This window comes from Amycolatopsis keratiniphila, assembly GCF_000400635.2.
Classification (GTDB): Bacteria; Actinomycetota; Actinomycetes; order Mycobacteriales; family Pseudonocardiaceae; genus Amycolatopsis; species Amycolatopsis keratiniphila.
In genome coordinates this window covers 1023809-1042691 of the sequence record NC_021252.1, presented here as the reverse complement: position 1 = coordinate 1042691, position 18883 = coordinate 1023809, and the positions used below count along the sequence as shown (strand labels likewise).

Sequence of the window (18883 nt, the reverse complement as noted above, 5' to 3'; positions counted from 1 at the left end):
CGCGGCTCCGCCATTGCACGCGCGAGTTGGACTAAAGGGACATTTGGCGCATTCCGGTGCGGCTGGTGCTGGGTGGAGTGCCGTGAAGGCCTCCTTCCCTACCCTCAAGGTAGTGAAGGAGGCCTTCACGGACTCTGGGTCCCTCAAAGGGGCCTTCACGGACTCGCCGGTCACCCCACGAACACCAACTGCCCCAGTGACTCCACACGTCACAAGTAACTCGCCCTTCGCGGCAGCCCAAGTACATGAAGGCCCCCTTCACGGCGCTAGACGCAATGAAGGGGTCCTTCATGTACCGAGGAAGCCAAAGCCCTACTTAGCCCACTTAGGCCGAGGCGGAGGCACGTAGTCCCCGAAGCCGTCGAGAAGCACCGAAGCGTCCGAGTCGATCGAGAGCATGTCCCGGTACCCGGCCGACAGGAAGCCCTCCGACACCATGTGGTCGGCGAACTTCAGCAGCGGCGCGTAGTACCCGCCGACGTCTACCAGCCCGATCGGCTTCTCGTGCAGCCCGAGCTGGGCCCACGTCCACACCTCGAACAGTTCCTCCAGCGTCCCCGCACCGCCGGGCAGCGCGAGGAAGCCGTCGGACAGCGCCGCCATCTTCGCCTTCCGCTGGTGCATGTCGGCGACGACGTGCAGTTCGGTCAGGCCGGCGTGCGCGATCTCGACGGTGCCCAGCGCCTCCGGGATCACGCCGATCACCTCGCCGCCCGCGGCGAGCGCGGCGTCCGCGACGACGCCCATGGTCCCGACCGACGCCCCGCCGTAGACCAGCCCGATCCCCCGCGAGGCCAGCAGCGTGCCCAGGGCCCGCGCCTCGTCGGCATACCTCGGGTCGAAGCCCATGGACGAGCCGCAGAAGACACAGATCCGGCGCGGCGCCGCCATCAGTGGGTGTCCTCCCATGCCTGGTACGACTCCTGCACGACACGCACGGCGTCGTCGATGTCGTCGGTGACGTGCAGCAGGTCGAGGTCCTTCTCGCCGATCTTGCCCTCGGCGAGCAGCGTCTTGGCGATCCAGTCGTACAGGCCGCCCCAGTAGTCACTGCCGAACAGCACGACCGGGAACTTCGTGACCTTCTTCGTCTGCACCAGGGTGAGCGCCTCGAACAGCTCGTCGAGCGTGCCGAAGCCGCCGGGCAGGCAGATGAACGCCTGCGAGTACTTGATGAACATGGTCTTGCGGGCGAAGAAGTACCGGAAGTTGACGCCGAGGTCGACCCACGGGTTCAGCCCCTGCTCGAACGGCAGCTCGATGCCGAGGCCGACGGAGAAGCCGCCCGCCTCGTTGGCGCCGCGGTTCACCGCTTCCATCGCGCCGGGGCCGCCGCCGGTCATCACCGCGAAGCCCGCGTTCGCGAGCGCGGCGCCGATCTTGCGGCCGAGTTCGTACTCCGGGTGCTCCCTCTTGGTCCGCGCGGAACCGAACACCGTCACCGCGCGCGGCACCTCGGCCAGCGCGCCGAAGCCCTCGACGAACTCGGCCTGGATCCGCAGCACGCGCCACGGGTCGGTGTGCACCCAGTCGCTCGGCCCCCGCGAGTCCAGCAGGCGCTGGTCGGTGGTGCTGCCCTGGTCACGGCGATCCCGCCGCAGCACGACCGGGCCCTTGTGGCGCTCGATCGGACGTTCCGGGTACTGGCCGTCGGGGAACTCGCTTGTCTCACTCACCCCGCCAAGACTACGACGTCGTCACCGTCCGGAGCGGCGGCATCGCCGCGAACAGGAGTTGTCGGGTACGCGAACGCGGGGCCCGCCGGTGAGCGGGCCCCGCGAGCACGCCTCAGGAACGTCCGGTCAGCGCGAACGCGAGCATGGCCGTCGAGGTGAAGTCGATGGCGGGCTCGTTGCTCGGCCACGACGCGAGGTCGTCGGCGTAGCGGGACTCGGGGGTGTCGAAGGCGTCGAAGGGCTTCTTGCAGTCCTTCGAACCCGGCGGGAGCTCCATGTGCTCGAAGTTCTCCGCCCCGTTCGGGCCGTTCACGACGGCGCCGTAGAGCAGCTTCTCCTCGCCGGCGAGGTTCGCCGCCTGGTGGTGCGGGCACCGCGGGTACGTGGTGCCGACGCCGACGACCAGCGAGATGCCCCACGCGTTCGCGCCGAGGGTGAAGTTCCGCTGCTGCGAGCCGAACGCCGCGTACCGGCGGTCACCGGTCAGGTCCGCGTACAGCCGCTCGGTCGCGGCGAACCCGAAGCTCTTGCTGGCCGCGTCGAATTCCTTCACCGAGACGGCGGTCCGGAAAGGACTCTGAGCCGCGCTCGCGACACCTTCGTCGAGCTGACGGCGAAGGTCACCGATCAGCTCCTTCGGGCCCAGTGCCGCACCCGGGACATCGTGCCGCAGGAGCTTCGCCAGTTCGGCGTGCGCCAGCGCGCTGGTGTCGTACAGGTTGAGCGTGCTCTTCTCTTCGACGTCGATGTACGCATTCGCCCAGTGCGCCGCCTGCCGCGTCCATTCGGCCGACCGCGGATCCCGCAGGGCCTTGGCCGCCAGGGCGAGCTGCGTCGCGCCGAGTTCCATGTCGTCCCGCCAGGACGATTCCGGGTAGTACGCGTGCGGGAACGCCGTGACCAGTTCGCCGACGTTCTCGGTCTTGGCCTGCGCGAAAACCGAAGCGGCCTCGGCGAAGTACTTCTTCGCCAGCGAAGGGTTCCGCTTGGCCTCGACCTGCGCGCCGAGCGCGAACGCGGCGGCCACGCGGCCGGCGAGGTTCGGGCTGAGCGCGGAACCGCCGGGGTTCGCCGGGAAGACCGGCCGGTGCTTCACGAAGTACTTGGGGTCGCCCGGCTTCACGTCGAGCGGGTCGTCGTCGTGCGGGTTCCGCCAGACGTCGTGGTCGCCGAGGAAGCCGAACTTGTCGCTGCCGGTCCCGATGCCGACCTGGGCGTAGAGCGTCTTGCTCTTCTCGTCCCACATCTTGTCGAGCCAGTCGAGACCGAGCTTGACCTCCGCGGCCAGCGCCCGGTCGTAGTCCTCGCGGAGCACGTATCCCAGCTCTGCCAGCGAATACGCGGTGTTCGAGGTGAACTTGACGAAGTCTCCCGCGTCGACCCAGCCACCCTCGACGTCGATCGGGCCGCCCGCCGGCTTCAGCGGTTCGGTGATCTCGTCGCCGAATTCACCGCCGAACGCGGGCCATTCGTAGACCGTGGCCTGTTTGTCGGCCAGATGCGAGGGTTTGCGATCGAGCCTGCCGGGGATGATGTCGTCCCCGTCGCGCTGCGCCTGGAAGAACTCGTTGGTGGCGCGGACGAGCGGGGTGAAGAGCCGGTCCTTGGTGTCCACCCGGAACGTCGGCGACGTCGCCTTGGTCTCGCCGGTGACCTCGATCCGGTACTTGCCCGGCAGCCAGACCTTCGACAGGTCCAGCTGGTACACCGCCGGGTATTTCGCGTTCCACGCGCCGAGCGACTGCCCGGTCCGTCCACGATGGACGGTCCGGCCGCGTTCGTCGATCACCGAGAACGAACCCGGCGCGCTGGAGAGGAGATAAGCGTGCTTGGTCTCGGTGATGCCGTAGCCGACCTGATCGACCCGGACCTCACCTTGCACCGCCGCCGCGGCCGAAACCGCCGGAACCGTCAAACCCCCGAGGACCAGTGCCGAAACCGCGGCCACCGTCCGGGACCAGGAACTCACCATCATCGGCGCCCCGCTCACGAATTAGTTAAGAAAGTTTCCTTTTTATGGCGCAAGACGCTAGCGCCCGGAACGCCACCAGTCAATATGTCCGTTTCAGCGGCCGAAAGTCACCGGATCCGGGTGTTGTTGGCGGGTATCTGTCCTGCTCAACCCGGATCCCCGCCGGGAAATCGTCTACCGTGGTCGAGGTGCCGTCCAGCGGGGCAGAACCACTCGGCGCGCGGATCCGGCGGTTGCGCCGGGCACGCGGGCTGACCCAGCGCGAGCTGGCCGAGCCCCGCTACGACCGCGGCTTCCTCGCCAAGGTCGAGTCGGGCGGCCGCCTGCCTTCGGACGACGTGCTCTCCCATCTCGCGCGGCGGCTCGGGCTCACCCCGGACGAGCTCCGCTTCGACCGGCCGCCCGGCGCCGCCGAAGAACTCACCGACGCGCTCGAAACCGCGTACCGCGAGTTGCAGAAGGGCGGACTCGAAGCCGCCGAGCGCGAATTCGCCCGCGTGGAGCGCCGGGCGGCCGGGTACCGGCTACCGGACGTCCAATGCCACGCCCGCTTCTATCTCGGCGAAGTCCAGTGGCAGCGCTACGACATCCCGTTGGCGGACAAGGGTTTCGCGCACGCCATGGAGCTTGCCGACGCCGCTTCGCCCCGACTGCGGGCGATGATCGTCAACCGGCTGGCCGCCTGCCGCGCGTTGTCGGGTGATCTGGGGGCGTCGGTCGCGCTCGTCGAGACGGCGCTCGCCGAGCTTCGCGCCACCGGCGCGACCGATCCGGATGCCGAACTGGCCCTGCTGACCGCGTTGATCCATCCGCTCATCGAAATGGGCGCGCTGCGCCGGGCACGGCGGGCCGCCGAGGAAGGCCGCCGCATCCTCTCTTCCGCTCACCGCAAGGACATCTCGGCCCGCTATCACCGGCAGGCGGCGCAGCTGTGGCAGGAGATCGGCCTGGTCGACCGCGCGGAGAAGGACCTTTCGCGGGCACTGAGACTGTTCACTTCGATCGGCTACGACCGTGACGCCGCCCGCAGCCGCTGGGCCCGCGGCTTCCTGTGGCGACGGCTGGGAAAACTCGACGAGGCGCACGCCGAACTACGGCTCGCCCGTGATCTCCTCGCCAAGGCCGGATCGCAGGAGGGGGTGCTCGGCGCGACCATCGAGCTCGCCGACGTCCGCCGCCGCCAAGGGGAGCTCGACGAGGCGGCCGAACTCGCCGAGGGGATCCGGCCGCTTCTGGATCGATCCCCCGATATCGAGGCGAGAACCGAGGTTCTCCGGTTACTGGGACTCATCGCCCGCGCCCGCGGTGATCTGCCCGAAGCGACCGCGTTGCTCGAAGAAGCCGCCACCGCACAGGAAAAGGCCGAGCTGCGCGGCGCGCTCGTCGCCACCGCGCTGCATTTGGGCGACACGTTGCGGGCCCGCGGATTAATCGAAAAAGCGGCGGAGGCCTATCGGCGCGGTGTGCGCGCGGCCGCTATGTCCGATTCCGGGCCGGCGGTCTGAAAACCATACGAAAGTCGCCATATATCGCACATGGCGGGAAAAACTCTTACTACACAGGGATTTTATTCCTTGCATGTGGATCTTCACCCGGCCCGCTAGGCCATCCGGCCCATTGACGGCCTTGTGAGCGGCTCCTTTACTCGAACGTGTCCATCGGGATAACTCCAGTTATCCGAATGGGCACGCTCCCCGTCCCCCGCCGTGCACCCGCCCCGGTCTGATTCCCCGCCGCGCCACTGGCCGTCCGGGTACGCGGTCCTGCCCATGGAAGGTTCACATGACCGTTCAGCGAGGGCTCAGAACAGGGTTGGCGGCCGTCGCCGGCCTTGCCCTGAGCATGACGTTCCCGGTGACCCCGGCGAACGCGACCACCGCCACCATCCAGCCCGCGAGCCCCGACACCGTCGCCGCGAGCGCGGCCGACCGGGCCGCCGCGGCCGGGGTGGACCACCTGCGGAAGGGAGCCCAAGAGGACTTCCACCGCGTCGGGCTGACCCAGGGTGGCGGAGGACTCTTCTACGCCGCTTACGAACGAACCTACCGTGGCCTGCCGGTCGTCGGCGGGGACGCGGTGGTGGTGGCCGACGGCGCCGGGCGCGTCCGCGGCACCAGCGCCGCGGAGACCGCGGCGATCTCGGTCGACACCAAGGCCAGGATCTCCGCGGCGAAGGCGACCGAGGTCGCCCGCGGTCAGCTGTCCAAAGTAGACAGCGTGGTCGCGCCGAAGCTCGTCGTGCTGGCGGGGAACTCCCCCAAGCTCGCCTACGAGGTCGTCGTCGCGGGCACCAAGGCGACGGCACCGAGCAACCTGCACGTGTTCGTGGACGGCGTCACCGGCGCGGTGCTCGAAACCCGTGACGACGTCAAGATGTCCAACTTCCCCGCCGCCGCACCGAAGGCCACGTCGAACGAGGTCGGCACGCTGGGCGCCGGGAACAGCTACTACGTCGGCAACGTCACCATCGACACGACGAACTCCGGCGGCACGTACACGATGCGCGACCCGCAGCGCACCAACATCAGCTGTGCCCGCCAGAACGGCTCGCCCTTCAGCGGCCCGGACGACAACTGGGGCAACGGCTCCGGCACCGACCTGGAAACCGCCTGCGTCGACGCGCTCTTCGGCGTGCAGACCGAGTGGAAGATGCTGGGCGAATGGCTCGGCCGCAACGGCATCAACGGCAACGGCGGCGGCTTCCCCGCCTACGTCGGCCTCAACCAGGCCAACGCCTACTGGAACGGCTCCTCGACCACCTACGGCCGCTCGCAGGACAGCCAGCGTCAGGCCACCCCGATGGACGTCGTCGCCCACGAATACGGCCACGCCATCTTCCAGACCACGCCGGGCGGCGCGGGCAGCGGCAACGAGAACGGCGGGCTCAACGAGTCCACCGGTGACATCTTCGGTGCCGTCACCGAGCACTACGCCAACAACGCCAAGGACGTCCCCGACTACGACGTCGGCGAGGGCGTGAACCTGGTCGGCCGCGGCCCGATCCGCTACATGAACCAGCCGAGCCGGATCTCGGGCAACCCCGACTGCTACTCCTCATCCATCCCGAACACCGAGGTGCACGCCGCCGCGGGCCCGCAGAACCACTGGTTCTACCTGCTCGCCGAGGGCACCGCGCCGGTCGGCAAGCCGGCCAGCCCGACCTGCAACAACACCTCGATCACCGGGATCGGCATCCAGAAGGCCGCGAAGATCTTCTACAACGGCCTGCTGAAGAAGACCTCCAGCTGGAACCACAAGGCGGCCCGCAAGGCCACCCTGGAGGCGGCGCTCGCGCTGTACCCGGGTTCCTGCACCGAGTTCAACACCACCAAGGCGGCGTGGGACGCGATCAGCGTCACCGCGGCGACCGGTGAGCCCACCTCGTGCACCCCGCAGGGCAACGACTTCTCGGTCGGTGTGACCCCCGCGTCGGGCTCGGTCAAGGCAGGCGAGTCGGCCACCGTCACGGTGAACACCGCGACCGTCAACGGTACGGCGCAGACGGTTTCGCTGAGCGCGAGCGGCCTCCCCACCGGGGCGACCGCGACGTTCAACCCGGCCTCGGTACAGTCCGGCGCCTCCTCGACGCTCACCATCGCGACGTCGGCGAGCACCCCTGACGGCACCAGCACCATCACGGTGACCGGCACCGCGGCGAGCGGCACGCACACCGCGCAGTACAAGCTCACCGTCGGTACCGGCGGCGACCTGCGGACGTACACCAACGACACCGATTACGCCCTGAACGACTACGGCACGGTGAACAGCCCGATCACCTCCACCGCCACCGGTAACGCGGTGTCCCCGGTGAAGGTGACGGTCACCGGGACGCACACCTGCTCCGAGGACCTCCGCATCAGCCTGAAGGCCCCCGACGGCAGCACGTACTCGGTCAAGCCCACCGGCTCCCTGCCCTGCACCGATCTGGGTACGCGGAACTACTCGGTGAACGTGACCAACGAGGTCGCGGCGGGCACCTGGACCCTCGTGGTCTACGACGCCTACGCGCAGGACACCGGCACGCTCTCCAGCTGGTCGATCACCGTCTGATCCCCGTTCCGTGAAGGCCTCCTTCCCTACTTTCAGCGTAGGGAAGGAGGCCTTCACGGACCATCACCCCAGAAAGGAACACCCCGGCATGAAGTGGGGAAAGCGAATAGGAGCGGCCGTCGTCGGCATGGCCGCCGTACTGGGTGTCGTCACCGCGCCCGCGCAGGCGACCACCGCCGCCGCACCGGACATCTCGCTCGCCAACGTCAAGGCGCATCTGAGCGCGCTGCAGACGATCGCCAACCAGAACGGCGGCAACCGCGCCTCCGGACGGCCGGGCTACCCGGCGTCGGTGTCCTATGTGGCGCAGAAACTGCGTGACGCGGGCTACAACGTCACGCTGCAGACTTGTTCGAGCTGCGCGGGTTCGAACCAGAACGTCATCGCGGAATGGCCACAGGGTGACGCGAGCCAGGTCATCATGCTCGGCGCGCACCTCGACAGCGTCAGCGCCGGCCCCGGCATCAACGACAACGGCTCGGGTTCGGCCTCGATCCTCGAAGTCGCGCTGACGCTGGCCCGTGAGAACCCGGCGATGGCCAAACGCGTCCGCTTCGGCTGGTGGGCCGACGAGGAGTCCGGCCTGCGCGGCTCCAAGTTCTACGTCAACAGCCTTCCGCAGACCGAGCGCACGAAGATCAAGACGTATCTGAACTTCGACATGATCGGCTCCGACAACTGGGGCTACTTCGTCTACGACGACGTCGCTTCGGTCAAGGCGGTGTTCGACGAGTACTTCCGCACGATCGGTATCCAGACCGAGGGCGACACCGAAGGCGACGGCCGTTCGGACCACGCGTCGTTCAAGAGCGCGGGCATCCCGGTCGGTGGCCTCGCGACCGGTGCCGGCTACACGAAGAGCGCCGCGCAGCAACAGAAATGGGGCGGTACCGCGGGCAGGCCCTTCGACAGCTGCTACCACCGCGCTTGCGACACGCTGTCGAACATCCCGGACACCCCGCTGGAGAAGAACAGCGACGCGATCGCCTACGCGCTCTGGAAGCTAGCCGTCGGCACCTCGACGGGCCCGGACTTCTCGCTCGGTCTCTCGCCGTCCTCCGGCACCGTCCAAGCGGGACAGTCGACGACCGTAACGGTCAACACCGCGACCACTTCCGGTGCGGCGCAAGCGGTTTCGCTGAGCGCGAGCGGGCTGCCCGCCGGGGCGACCGCGACGTTCAACCCCGCTTCCGTGCAGTCGGGCGGTTCTTCGACGCTCACCATCGCGACGTCGGCGAGCACTCCCAACGGCACCAGCACGATCACGGTGACCGGTGACGGGACCTCGGTGGACCGCACGGCGCAGTACACGCTCACCGTCGGCGACGTCAGCGTGCGCACGTTCACCAACGGCACCGACTTCGCGCTCAACGACTACGCGACGGTCAACAGCCCGATCACGTCCACCGCGACGGGCACGGCGACCTCGCCGGTGAAGGTGTCGATCACCGGGACGCACACCTGCTCCGAGGACCTGCGGATCAGCCTGAAGGCGCCCGACGGCAGCACGTACTCGGTCAAGCCCACCGGCTCGCTGCCCTGCACCGATCTCGGCACGCGGACCTACTCGGTCCCCGTGACCAACGAGGCCGCTTCCGGCACTTGGACGCTCGTGCTCTACGACGCCTACGCGCAGGACACCGGCACGCTCGACAGCTGGACCATCACCGTCTGACCATCCGAATGGCGAAGGCCATCTCACGAGGACACCCGGCCTCGTGAGATGGCCTTCGTGCGTGAGGGAGAAATTCGGGCAACTCTTCGATATCTGGTCTAGACCACCCGATCGTCGGTAGCGCCACTCATGCGCGGCCACCTATGTTGAGCCGAACGGCCGCTTCCTGTTCGTTCAAACCGCTTTCGAGATGGGAGCTGGGTATGTTCGGTCGCGTCTCACGGCTGCTCGCAATCACCGGCGCGGCGGTACTCGCCGTCACCACACTCGTCGTCCTGAGCCCGGCGCAGGCCTCGCCCGACGCCGAGGTCTGCGCGGTCAAATCGAAGCCCGCGGGCAAGGTCCTGCAAGGCTATTGGGAGAACTGGGACGGCGCTTCGAACGGCGTCCATCCGCCGCTGGGCTGGATCCCGATCACCGACGCCCGGATCAAGGACAACGGGTACAACGTGATCAACGCGGCCTTTCCGGTCATCCTGTCCGACGGAACGGCCAAATGGGAGGATGGGATGGACGCGACTGTGAAGGTCGCGACCCCGTCCGAAATGTGCGCCGCGAAGGACGCGGGCGCGACGATCCTGATGTCCATCGGCGGCGCCACCGCGGGAATCGATCTGAATTCGGCCACCGTGGCGGACAAATTCGTCGCGACCATCGTGCCGATCCTGAAGAAGTACAACTTCGACGGGATCGACATCGACATCGAAACCGGCCTCACCGGCAGCGGGAACATCAACACGCTCTCCGCGTCGCAGAAGAACCTCATCCGGATCATCGACGGCGTCCTCGCCGCGATGCCGCCGAACTTCGGGCTCACCATGGCGCCCGAGACCGCGTACGTCACCGGCGGCAGCGTCGTCTACGGCTCGATCTGGGGCGCGTACCTGCCGATCATCAAGAAGTACGCGGACAACGGCCGGCTGTGGTGGCTGAACATGCAGTACTACAACGGAAGCATGTACGGCTGCTCCGGCGATTCGTACCAGGCCGGGACGGTTCAGGGCTTCGTCGCGCAGACCAACTGCCTCGACAAGGGACTGGTGATCCAGGGCCAGACGATCCGCGTCCCCTACGACAAGCAGGCCCCCGGCCTGCCGGCGCAGGCGGGTGCGGGCGGCGGGTACATGTCGCCGAGCCTGGTTTCCCAGGCGTACCGCAGCATCCCCGCGCTCAAGGGCCTGATGACCTGGTCGATCAACTGGGACGGTTCGCGGAGCTGGACCTTCGGCCGGAACGTGAAATCCCTGCAGGGCCGCTAAAGTGGTATGGGCTGAAGGCTCCCTTCACCGAGTCTGATGCGACGAAAGGAGCCTTCACCCCCTCGACCTTGCCCCGTACATGAAGGCCCCCATCCTTGCGCCTAGGTACAGGAAGGGGGCCTTCATGTACCTCAGGCGAGCAGAGCGTCTCGTGAGTGTTTTGGGTCGTTGGAACGACCCAAAACACTCACGAATCGCCACGCGGGATCGGATCGTCGTACTCCCCCGAGGGACCCGTGTACTGCTTCCCGTCGGGATAGGGCCACGGATTCGGGGCGCAGCCGTGCAGGCCGAGCGTCTGCTGCTGCATCACCGGCGCGAGGGCGCCCGGCACCGGGCACCGCTCGTGCCCGCGCCCGAGCCGGTGCCCGACCTCGTGCGTGACCATGTACTGCCGGTAGACCTCCAGCGGGGCACCGTAGCCGGGCACGCCGTGCGCCCAGCGCGCGACGTTGAGCACGACGCTGTTCCCGTTGCGGCACGAGGTGTAGCCGTCCGGCCTGCCGCACAGCACGTCGCGCGTCTTCGGCGTCGCGAGATAGATCGTGAAATCGACGGGACCGTCCGGCCCGGCGCGCTGCAGGCGCCACCGTCCGCCGCCGGTCCAGCCGCGCGGATCGGCCAAAGTGGACTCGACCGTCTTGACGAAAGCGTCCTGGCTTACCCCCACGATGTCGGCTTCGGCGGCGAGCCGGTACCGGAGCAACCTTCCGGCGGACCCGGCGACCTGACCTTCGCCGGTCGGGAACACCCACTGGCCGGATCCCGCCTCCGGGAAGGTGATTTCGGCGGACGGTGGTGCCAGCACCGGCCTCGGCGCGGACGACGGCGTCGTCGAAGGGGCGGAGACCGGCACCGGTGTCACCGCGGGAGGGGCGACGGAATGGTCTTCGCAACCGGCCACCACCAAAGCGCAGACGACGAGGGCCAGCACCCGGCGCGCGGTCATCGGTCCTCCCGGAGGTCTTCGGTCACGTCCGGGGATACGAGCAGGGGCCGGGAGAAGTTGTGGGACCGCGCGCGCAACCTTTCGGCGCGCTCGCCCGTATCGTTCTCGGTCATGGGCGAGGAGGTCGGCGGACGGCTGCGGCGGCTGCGCGCCGAGCGCGGCCTCACCCAGCGCGAACTCGCCGAACCGCACTACACCGCCGCGTACGTCTCTTCCGTCGAGACGGGCGCGCGGACACCCTCCGGCGACGCGGTCCGCCATTTCGCCGCCCGGCTCGGCGTGGACACCGGTGAGCTGCTGGGCGTGACTTCGCCGCGCGACGACGTCCGGCTCGACCTCGACATAGCGGCGGCCGCGGCGGACTTCCTGGCCGGAAACGGTTCTGCGGCGAAGATGCGACGGCTGGCGCGGCTGGCCGAGAAGAGCGGCCGTGACCGCCAGGCCGGGCTCGCCTGGCTGTGGCTCGCGCGCTTCGCCCGGGACGACACCCTGCCGCGGCTGGTGGCCGCCGCTGAAACCGCGCTCGCCGCCGACATCCCGTCGTACCGGGGGCTGGCCGCCGCGCTGCGGGCGAACGTCCTGGTCGGCCGGGGCGAGCCGCACCACGCGATGCACCTGCTCCGGACGGCGCTCGACGCGAGCCTGGAGCGTCACCCGCATCCGGTGCTCCTGCTGACCCTGCACGCGTACCTCGCCGACGGGCAGCTCCGCCTCGGCGAGATCGCCCAGGCCGCGCATCACGCGGGAGAAGCACTGCGGCTGGCTCGCGGCGATGAGGAGATCCTGACCGAACTCGCCGAGAACCAGCGTCGGCTGGCCGAGGCGTATCTCGCCGAAGGCCGGGTGGCCGACGCCGTCGCCGCCGTATCGGCGCTGCACGATCTGCTCCACGAACGAGCCCTGCGCCCGGTGCTGGCCCGATGCCTGTTCGCACGAGCGCTGGTCCGGCGGGCCGACGACCTCGAAGGCGCTCTCGTGGACCTTCGCGCGTCACGCGCGGCAGCGCCCGACCAGGCCGTCACGCTGGAACTCGCCGATGTCTGCCGCGAATTCGGTCGTCTCGACGACGCCGCCGATCTACTCTCCGAAGCGGCTGAAGCCATCCCTGCGGACTCGCCGCTCTCCGCGTCCCTCGTGTTCCAGCAGGGGTCGCTGGCGCTGGCTCGCGGAGACCTCGAAGCAGCCGAAGCGGGCTTCGCGCACGCCATCGACGTAGCGGCCCTCCGCGACGCTCGCGGCGTCTTGGCCGCTTCGGTCGACAAGGCAGGAGAACTGCTTCGCGATCAGGGGCGCTTCGAAGAGGCCGCGGACCTGCTGCGGCGTGGACTGCTCCTTCTCGGAGCCGAGGAGGACGTTCCCCAGTGACCGATGTGGACTTGGAAGACATCAGCACTCGTCTGGCCGACAGGTTCGGCGCCGAGGCCGAAGGGTGGCTCGCCGGCGTCCCCGCCTTCGCCGAACGCCTCGCCGCCCGATGGGACTTCGCGCTCGGTGAGTTGTTCGACAGCGGAGCCTCGTCCGTCGTCTTTCGCTGCCGGTGGTCCGACGGGACACCGGCGGTGCTCAAACTCAGCCCGGACGGGCCGCTGCTGACCAAACAGCTCGAAATGCTGCGGGTGTTCGCGCCGTCTGGCCGGGTGCCCGGCGTCCTCGCCGCCGATGCGGACGCCGGCGCGATGGTGCTGGAGGAGATCCGGCCGGGCACCGAAGCCGAGAACCTGCCACCGTCGACCTTGCCGGGGCGATGGGGAGAGCTGCTCGCCGCCCTGCACGCGGTCACCCCGCCCGAGGGCTGGCCGTGGACCCTGCGCGGCCGGTTCGAGGAGTCGTTCGACCGGATCGGCCGTCGCGTCACCGAACCGGCCATCGCCGCCCGGATCGGTCCGGCCACCTGGCGGCGCGCGATCGACCGCTGCGAAAGGCTGCTGGACACACAGGCCGGCGTCGTGCTGCTCCACGGCGATCTGCACCTCGGCAACGTCCTCGACGGCGGCCCGCGCGGCCTGATCGCGATCGATCCGAAGGCGTGCGTGGGTGATCCGTGCTTCGACGCCGTCGACTACGTGGTGGGCGGCGCCGGACACGAAGGAGTCGAAGCGCGGTGCCAGGTGGTGGCGACCGCGTGCGGGCTCGACGGCGATCGGCTGTACGCCTGGAGCCGCGTCGTCGCCCCCATGTTCGCCATCTCGCACCTCACCTACGGCGGCGCGGAGCAAGCTCTCGACGAATACCTAGCTCTGGCTAGCTGAGAAACGCGCGCAGCACCGAAGCGACCTGCCGGATCTCGCCCGCCCGCACGTTCTCCTGGCGGGTGTGCGCGAGCGTCGGGTCGCCAGGCCCGAAGTTCACCGCGGGGATCCCGAGAGCCGCGAAGCGCGCGACGTCGGTCCACCCCAGCTTCGCGACCGCCTTGCCGCCGGCCGCGGCGACCAGCTCGGCCGCCGCGGGAGCGCTGAGACCAGGCAACGCTCCTGGCGACAAGTCGACAATCTTGACGTCGTAGCCCTCGAAGACCTCGCGAAGGTGCGCCTCGGCCTGCTCGGCGCTCCTGTCCGGAGCGAAGCGGTGGTTGATCGTGAGCACGGCCTCGTCCGGCACGACGTTGCCCGCGACACCGCCGCCGATCTTCGTGGCCTGGAGCCCTTCGCGGTAGGTCAAGCCGTCGATGTCGACCACGCGCGGCGTGTACTCGGCCAGCCTGCGCAGCGGCTCGGCGAGACCGTGGATCGCGTTGACGCCCATCCATCCGCGCGCGGTGTGCGCCCGGGCGCCCTCGACGCGGATCTCGATCCGCATCGTGCCCTGGCAACCTCCCTCGATTCCGCCGTTCGACGGCTCGCCGAGGATCGCGAGGTCGGCCTTCAGCCACTCGGGCAGCTCGCGCTCGATGCGGCCGAGACCGTTCTTCGTCGCTTCGATCTCTTCGCAGTCGTAGAACACGAAGGTGACGTCGTGCTTCGGCTCCCGGAGGGCGGCGGCGAGGTGCAGGAAGACGGCGTCACCGCTCTTCATGTCGACGGTGCCCAGCCCGTGCAGGATCTCGTCGTCACCGGTCCCCTCGCGGCGCACCGGCATGTTCTCGTTGACCGGAACGGTGTCGAGATGCCCGGCCAGCAGTACCCGCGACGGACGGCCGAGGTTCGTGCGGGCGAGGACCGCGTCACCGTTGCGGACCACCTCGAGATGTGGTGCCTGCGCCTGGAGCGCGGCCTGCACGGTGTCCGCGATGACCTTCTCCTCTTCGGAGACACTGAAGATGTCCACCAGCGCGGCGGTGAGGTCGACGGGATCGGCGTGCAGATCGAGCGAAGGCATGCCCGCACCGTACCGCCGGGCGCCCGGGGCTACCGTGAAGGAGTGCGCATGCGAACGATCTTGGTCGCCCTCCTCCTGGTACTCAGCGGCTGCGGATCGGGCGAGGTCCCGGTGAAGGTCCGTCCGACCCAGGGCACCGGGCCGGACGTGCTGCCGATCAAGCTCAAAGCGCTGACGACCGACCAGTGCTACCTGGCGCCGGGGACCGAGTCACCCAAGAGCTGCCAGAAGTACGTCACCGAACTCTCCAGCGCCGCGGGCACCGTCCGCAAGCGCCGCCCGGACCTGTCGTCGCACGCCGACGTCCTCGACCGCCCGATCGCCGCCTTCCGCGCCGCGAACTGCCAGGACGTGGCGGCTGCCGGCGGCCCGTGCGGCCAGGCGCTCGGCGACATGGCGACGGCGCTGACCAGTGTGAAGAGCCTCGTCGGCGGCTGAGGAGGGTCACTGGGTTAACGTTCAGGACGTGAGCGAGCAGACCCCTGACCCCGAAACGACCGGCGCCACCGGCGTCGGACTGGCCACCGTCACGACCGACGGCACGGTGCTGGACACCTGGTTCCCGCTGCCCAAGCTGATCGACGGCGCCGAAGGCACCGCCGGCACGGTGCGGCTGACCGCCGAGGAGGCCTCCGAGGCCCTCGGTGAGGCCGCCGCCGCGCAGCTCGGCCCGGACACCGACCGCGGTGTCGAGGTCGTCGCGGTCCGCACGACCATCGCCCGTCTCGCCGACGCGCCCGGCGACACGCACGACGTCTACCTGCGCCTCCACCTGCTGTCGCACCGTCTGGTCCGGCCGCACGGCGCGAACCTCGACGGCATCTTCGGGCTGCTGGCGAACGTCGTGTGGACCAACCACGGGCCGTGCCCCGTCGAGGGCTTCGAGGCGACCCGGCTGCGGCTGCGGTCGCGCGGCAACGTCACCGTCTACGGCGTGGACAAGTTCCCGCGGATGGTGGACTACGTCGTGCCGACCGGCGTCCGCATCGCCGACGCCGACCGCGCCCGCCTCGGCGCGCACCTGGCCAACGGCACCACGGTCATGCACGAAGGCTTCGTCAACTTCAACGCCGGCACGCTCGGCGCTTCGATGGTCGAAGGCCGGATCTCGGCGGGCGTCGTGGTCGGCGACGGCTCCGACGTCGGCGGTGGCGCGTCGATCATGGGCACGCTGTCCGGCGGCGGCAAGGAGACCATCTCGATCGGCGAGCGCTGCCTGATCGGCGCGAACGGCGGCGTCGGCATCTCGCTCGGCGACGACTCGGTCGTCGAGGCGGGTCTGTACGTCACGGCGGGCACGAAGGTGACCTTCGAGGGCAAGGTCGTGAAGGCGCTGGAGCTGTCCGGCATCTCGGGCGCGGTGTTCCGGCGGAACTCCGGGACCGGCGCCGTCGAGGTCGTCGCGCGCACCGGGGTCGGCATCGAGCTGAACGCGGCTCTGCACGCCAACTGACCTGCGAAAAGGGAGCAAGGGACCTTTGCTACCACTCTCCCCCGGAGGGCGGTAGCAAAGGTCCCTTGCTGTTCTCACGGCCTGGACCACCTTGCCGGTTCACTTAGAATTCATCTTGTGACAGCCGAGACCCTGCCGCGCAAGAACGTCCCTTCGACCACTCCGGCCGCGCTCGGGCTCGGCGACCGTCCCGCGAAAGCGGGGCCGGACGATCCGGCGGCCACCCACGTCCGGGTCAAACTCGACGTCGAGATCCGCGCCCTCCTCGCGCACGAACCCGGTACCAAATCCGGTGCCGACCCCGAAGACCTCCACCAGATGCGGGTCGCGCTGCGCCGCATGCGGAGCGTCCTCAAGCTCTCGGGCCGCCTCGTCGGCCCGGACGCCGAACCCGTGCGCGCCGAACTCGGCTGGCTCGGCCAGTCCCTCGGCGACGTCCGCGACTACGACGTCCTGATCGGACACCTTCGCGAGGTCGTCGCCGAATTCGAGGTGCGCGACCAGCCCGCCGCGCGCCGTCTGGTCTCGAAGTTCGTCACCGAGCGCGGCGTCGCGAAGCGGCGGCTCACCCGCGCGCTCGCCAGCCCCCGGTACGCCTCGATGCTGCAGGACATCGGCCGTCTCGCCCGGCAACCCGCCACCGAAGAAGCCGATGAAAGCCCCCAGACCTCGGCCGATCTCGTCGCCGGTCTCGCGAAGCCGCATCGAAAGCTGGCGAAGGCCGTGAAGGTGCTCCCCGCCGATCCCCCGGACGACGACCTTCACGCGCTTCGCATCTACGGCAAGAAACTCCGCTACGCCGCCGAAATGGCCAAGCCCGCGGCGAAGAAGAAACAAGCGGAACGGATCCAGCGGCTGATCAAGGCCACGAAGAACTTCCAGACCGTCCTCGGGGATCACCAGGACGCCTGCGTCGCCGCCGATCGGATGCGTGGCGTGGTCGCCTCCGTGGACGCGGAAGTCGCGTTCATCGCGGGCCGGATCGCGGAGAAGGAACTACTGCGCCGCGCGGAGGTCCGTGCCTTCTGGCGCGACGTCTGGGCGGAGGTCGACGCGGCCGCTCACGCGGTGAGCCCGCGGATATAGCCGTCCGGACGGATCTCCACCTGCCTTCCGTTCTCGGCTTCGTACGCGGCGAAGGCATGCCCGCCGACGTCCTCGAAGTCCACATCGGACAGTGCGCTGCCCGCGGGCAGGATCCGCCGCGCGCCTTCGGGCGCCGGGCCGTCGCCGAACACCAGCACCGTCGCCTGCGGCCCGCGCAGCAGCTCGAACAGCCGGACGGATTTGCCGTTCGCGTCCTTCAACGGCGCGTCCGGGGCGCGATCGCCGGGCCGGATCCGGCCGGTCGCCGCGGGCGCGAGCGGGCCACCGCGGTAGCCGATGTCCAGCTGACGCGTGTTCTCGCCGCGTTCGTGCGCGTCTTCCGCGCCCTCCTTGTACTTCTCGAGGATCTCGGTGCTGATCTTCAGCACCCGCGCGGCGACCCCGCGACGCTCGGGCTCGTAGCTGTCGAGCAGCTCCGGTGAGCCTTCGGCGAGCTTCCAGCCCAGGTTGTACGCGTCCTGGACGCCGGTGTTGAGCCCTTGCCCACCGGTCGGCGGGTGGACGTGCGCCGCGTCGCCGGCGAGGAACACGCGACCGTCACGGAACCGCTCGGCGAGCCGGATGTTGGGCCGCCACACCGTCGACCAGGCGAGGTCGTGCAGCCGGACCCCGCCGCCGGACAGCTCGTCGAGCCGCGACTGCAGCGTGCCGAGCGACGCCTCGACCTCCTCCTCGCCCAGCGGCGCGCCGAACTGGAAATGCGGCACCCCCGGCAGCGGCGTGAGCACGATCCCCGACATCGGATCCTCGGGCTTCGCGAACCAATGCCCGTACGCGCGATCGAGCCCCTCGGCCTGGACGTCACCCAGCAGCATGCGGACCGACTCGTCGGTGGTGCCCTCGAACGCGATCCCGAGCGCCTTGCGCACGAAGCTCTTCCCCCCGTCCGCGCCGACGAGGTAATCGACCCGGACGCGCTCGCCCGGCAGCTCGGCGGTCACCCCGTCGGCGTCCTGCTCGAAACCGAGCAGCGGGGTGCCGAGCTCCACCTGGACGCCGAATTCGGCGAGCCGCTCACGAAGGATCCCCTCGGTCCGCGACTGGCCGAGGAAGTGGCCGTTCGGGTACGGGACGTCCGGCGTCGGCTCGGCGAGCTCGGCCATCCACCGCTCGCCGACGACCTCGCCGCCCAGATGGATCTTCACCGCCACGGGCGGTTGCCCGGCGGCCAGCACCGCATCCAGGACGCCGAGGTCTTCGAAGACCTCCAGCGTGCGCGGTTGCAGACCGTCGCCGCGCGAGCCCTCGAAGAACGTCTCGGCCTTCTCCACGATCCGCACCCCGACGCCGCGGCGCGCGAGGTCGATGGCCAGCGTGAGCCCGGTCGGCCCGGCTCCCGCGATCAGCACTTCGGTCATCTCACTCCTCCAGTGAATTGCGATTCAGTGAATCTGGATTCACTATGCTCGTTGCTAGCCTTCCGTGTC

Annotated in this window: 15 protein-coding genes; 9 read left to right on the top strand and 6 right to left on the bottom strand. The window is 69.2% G+C overall.

Annotation, left to right across the window (positions count from 1 at the left end; all coding sequences use genetic code 11):
* Positions 1–312 precede the first annotated feature (312 nt).
* The 3 genes from AORI_RS46150 to AORI_RS46140 form a co-directional block, all read right to left on the bottom strand.
* A complete protein-coding gene (locus AORI_RS46150; RefSeq protein ID WP_016331430.1) occupies positions 313–891 on the bottom strand; it encodes an LOG family protein in 579 nt (192 codons plus the stop codon).
* Positions 891–1676: an LOG family protein gene (locus tag AORI_RS46145; RefSeq protein ID WP_016331429.1), complete on the bottom strand. Its 786-nt coding sequence runs from the start codon at positions 1674–1676 to the stop codon at positions 891–893. Before AORI_RS46145 ends, AORI_RS46150 begins: the two co-directional genes overlap by 1 nt.
* 112 nt (positions 1677–1788) lie before the next feature.
* On the bottom strand, positions 1789–3651 hold the full coding sequence (locus tag AORI_RS46140; protein WP_043847910.1) for a glycoside hydrolase family 9 protein: 1863 nt from the start codon (positions 3649–3651) through the stop codon (positions 1789–1791).
* A 176-nt stretch (positions 3652–3827) separates the two neighbouring features.
* Between AORI_RS46140 and AORI_RS46135 the strand changes: the two genes are divergently transcribed.
* The 4 genes from AORI_RS46135 (at position 3828) to AORI_RS46120 (ending at position 10632) form a co-directional block, all read left to right on the top strand.
* A complete protein-coding gene (locus AORI_RS46135; RefSeq protein WP_016331427.1) occupies positions 3828–5153 on the top strand; it encodes a helix-turn-helix domain-containing protein in 1326 nt (441 codons plus the stop codon).
* A gap of 277 nt (positions 5154–5430) precedes the next feature.
* Entirely contained in the window at positions 5431–7698 is a 2268-nt protein-coding gene (locus AORI_RS46130) for a M4 family metallopeptidase (RefSeq protein ID WP_016331426.1), read from the top strand.
* An 88-nt stretch (positions 7699–7786) separates the two neighbouring features.
* A complete protein-coding gene (locus AORI_RS46125) occupies positions 7787–9373 on the top strand; it encodes a M28 family peptidase (RefSeq protein WP_016331425.1) in 1587 nt (528 codons plus the stop codon).
* A gap of 203 nt (positions 9374–9576) precedes the next feature.
* Entirely contained in the window at positions 9577–10632 is a 1056-nt protein-coding gene (locus AORI_RS46120; RefSeq protein WP_016331424.1) for a chitinase, read from the top strand.
* Between the two features lie 187 nt (positions 10633–10819).
* Here the strand turns inward: AORI_RS46120 and AORI_RS46115 are convergent, their stop codons facing one another.
* Entirely contained in the window at positions 10820–11581 is a 762-nt protein-coding gene (locus AORI_RS46115) for a DUF3152 domain-containing protein (RefSeq protein WP_016331423.1), read from the bottom strand.
* A gap of 111 nt (positions 11582–11692) precedes the next feature.
* Between AORI_RS46115 and AORI_RS46110 the strand changes: the two genes are divergently transcribed.
* Entirely contained in the window at positions 11693–12946 is a 1254-nt protein-coding gene (locus AORI_RS46110; RefSeq protein ID WP_043848575.1) for a helix-turn-helix domain-containing protein, read from the top strand.
* Positions 12943–13830, top strand: coding sequence for an aminoglycoside phosphotransferase family protein (locus AORI_RS46105; protein WP_016331421.1), 888 nt, complete (start codon positions 12943–12945; stop codon positions 13828–13830). Before AORI_RS46110 ends, AORI_RS46105 begins: the two co-directional genes overlap by 4 nt.
* Here AORI_RS46105 and dapE read toward each other — a convergent pair.
* Positions 13823–14896 carry a succinyl-diaminopimelate desuccinylase gene (gene dapE, locus AORI_RS46100; RefSeq protein ID WP_016331420.1) on the bottom strand — a complete coding sequence of 358 codons (1074 nt, stop codon included), beginning with the start codon at positions 14894–14896 and terminating at the stop codon, positions 13823–13825. The two genes, AORI_RS46105 and dapE, sit on opposite strands and share 8 nt — an antisense overlap.
* A gap of 48 nt (positions 14897–14944) precedes the next feature.
* Between dapE and AORI_RS46095 the strand changes: the two genes are divergently transcribed.
* The 3 genes from AORI_RS46095 to AORI_RS46085 all read left to right on the top strand — a co-directional run bounded on the left by AORI_RS46095 (position 14945) and on the right by AORI_RS46085 (position 17435).
* Positions 14945–15334 (top strand): hypothetical protein, encoded by a 390-nt coding sequence (locus AORI_RS46095; protein WP_016331419.1) that lies wholly within the window; start codon positions 14945–14947, stop codon positions 15332–15334.
* A 28-nt stretch (positions 15335–15362) separates the two neighbouring features.
* Entirely contained in the window at positions 15363–16349 is a 987-nt protein-coding gene (dapD, locus tag AORI_RS46090; RefSeq protein WP_016331418.1) for a 2,3,4,5-tetrahydropyridine-2,6-dicarboxylate N-succinyltransferase, read from the top strand.
* Positions 16350–16466: 117 nt separating this feature from the next.
* Complete coding sequence (locus AORI_RS46085) at positions 16467–17435, top strand: CHAD domain-containing protein (RefSeq protein WP_016331417.1); 969 nt, start codon at positions 16467–16469, stop codon at positions 17433–17435.
* Here the strand turns inward: AORI_RS46085 and AORI_RS46080 are convergent.
* Positions 17411–18814 (bottom strand): FAD-dependent monooxygenase, encoded by a 1404-nt coding sequence (locus tag AORI_RS46080; protein WP_016331416.1) that lies wholly within the window; start codon positions 18812–18814, stop codon positions 17411–17413. The two genes, AORI_RS46085 and AORI_RS46080, sit on opposite strands and share 25 nt — an antisense overlap.
* Positions 18815–18883 lie beyond the last annotated feature (69 nt).

Coding starts and splice junctions, on each gene's coding strand:
- AORI_RS46150 (WP_016331430.1), bottom strand. CDS start 891: ATGGCGGCGCCGCGCCGGATCTGTGTCTTCTGCGGCTCGTCCATGGGC.
- AORI_RS46140 (WP_043847910.1), bottom strand. CDS start 3,651: ATGATGGTGAGTTCCTGGTCCCGGACGGTGGCCGCGGTTTCGGCACTG.
- AORI_RS46130 (WP_016331426.1), top strand. CDS start 5,431: ATGACCGTTCAGCGAGGGCTCAGAACAGGGTTGGCGGCCGTCGCCGGC.
- AORI_RS46125 (WP_016331425.1), top strand. CDS start 7,787: ATGAAGTGGGGAAAGCGAATAGGAGCGGCCGTCGTCGGCATGGCCGCC.
- AORI_RS46120 (WP_016331424.1), top strand. CDS start 9,577: ATGTTCGGTCGCGTCTCACGGCTGCTCGCAATCACCGGCGCGGCGGTA.
- AORI_RS46115 (WP_016331423.1), bottom strand. CDS start 11,581: ATGACCGCGCGCCGGGTGCTGGCCCTCGTCGTCTGCGCTTTGGTGGTG.
- AORI_RS46110 (WP_043848575.1), top strand. CDS start 11,693: ATGGGCGAGGAGGTCGGCGGACGGCTGCGGCGGCTGCGCGCCGAGCGC.
- dapE (WP_016331420.1), bottom strand. CDS start 14,896: ATGCCTTCGCTCGATCTGCACGCCGATCCCGTCGACCTCACCGCCGCG.
- AORI_RS46095 (WP_016331419.1), top strand. CDS start 14,945: ATGCGAACGATCTTGGTCGCCCTCCTCCTGGTACTCAGCGGCTGCGGA.
- AORI_RS46080 (WP_016331416.1), bottom strand. CDS start 18,814: ATGACCGAAGTGCTGATCGCGGGAGCCGGGCCGACCGGGCTCACGCTG.